Genomic DNA, 1,178 nt, shown 5'->3' with positions numbered 1-1,178 from the left:
CCGGACGCGCTCGCGTCCAGCCCGGCGCGGACCTGCCCGGCCGGCTTCGGCGAGCCGTCCGCGCCGAGCGCCACCGCGACCGTCACCGCCGCGGCCGTCGTGACCGCCCCCGCCGCCACGACGACCGCCTTCGTGCCGCCGAACCTGGCCTTCATGGCCGCTCCCCGCGCTCCGAGATCCGATGTGTAGGGGACGAACATGGCAAACCTGAAAGTTCCCTACAAGCTACCTGAATCTCTCCAGCATGCCCGATTGATCGTGAGCGCGGGGTGAAAGCGGCGTTCACCCACGCGACGGAAACGGCGGCGGGAGCACGGCCCGGTCAGTCGGCCCGGTCAGTCGGCCCGGTCAGTCGGCCCGGTGGGCGTCACCGTAGATCAGCAGCCGGACGACGTCGGTGAGCGCCTGCGGGGACAGGTCCGGATCGACCGCGCGCCGCAGGCCCAGTCCGACGCCGAGGCTGAGCAGCGCCTCGGCGAGGTCGGCGGGCGCGAGCGGCAGGACGAGACCGCGCCGCCGCGCCTCCTCCTCGAGCAGGCCGCCGAGCACCCGGACCCAGTGCCGCCCGCCCTCCGCGACACGGTCGCGCAGCGCCGGGTCCCGGCGGGCGGCGTGGATCGCGAACTCGGCCTCCAGCAGCGTCCAGCCGGGGTCGCCGATCGTGCGCTCGGCCCAGGCGTCGAAGACGGCGAGCCGGTCCGCGGCGGAGCCCTCGCCGCCGATCGCCTCGACGACCGCGCCGATCCGCTCGGCCCGGACCTCGTCGATGACGGTCTGGCAGAGCTCGTCCTTGGTGGCGAAGTTGGAGTACACGGCCCCCTTGGAGAAGCCCGCCGCCTCGGCCACCCGGTCGAGGGTCGTGGCGTGGTAGCCGTCCCGCAGGAACAGGCCGCGGGCGGTGGCGACGAGCAGCTCCCGCGTGCGCGCCTGCCGCTCCGCCCGGGTCGGGCCGCTCTCTCGTGCCATGGCCCGCAGTGTACGGGCCCGGCGGCGGCGGGCCCGCAGGCTATTGACGACGTGTCCAACACTCGCATACCTTCGGTATCCGAATGAAGGAGCCCCCCATGCGCTATCCCGTCGTGGCGCGGCCCGGAGCCGTCGCCGTGGTCACCGGCGGCGCGCGCGGCATCGGCCGCCTGCTCGCCGAGCGCGGCGCGCGCGTGGCCGTCGGCGATCTG

Annotated in this window: 1 protein-coding gene; it reads right to left on the bottom strand. The window is 74.9% G+C overall.

Annotation, left to right across the window (positions count from 1 at the left end; all coding sequences use genetic code 11):
- Positions 1–348: 348 nt before the first annotated feature.
- On the bottom strand, positions 349–966 hold the full coding sequence (locus DZF91_RS23515; protein WP_117359519.1) for a TetR/AcrR family transcriptional regulator: 618 nt from the start codon (positions 964–966) through the stop codon (positions 349–351).
- Between the last annotated feature and the right edge of the window lie 212 nt (positions 967–1,178).

The organism is Actinomadura logoneensis (assembly GCF_003428695.1).
GTDB lineage: Bacteria > Actinomycetota > Actinomycetes > Streptosporangiales > Streptosporangiaceae > Spirillospora > Spirillospora logoneensis.
This window is presented reverse-complemented; position numbering and strand designations above follow the sequence as displayed.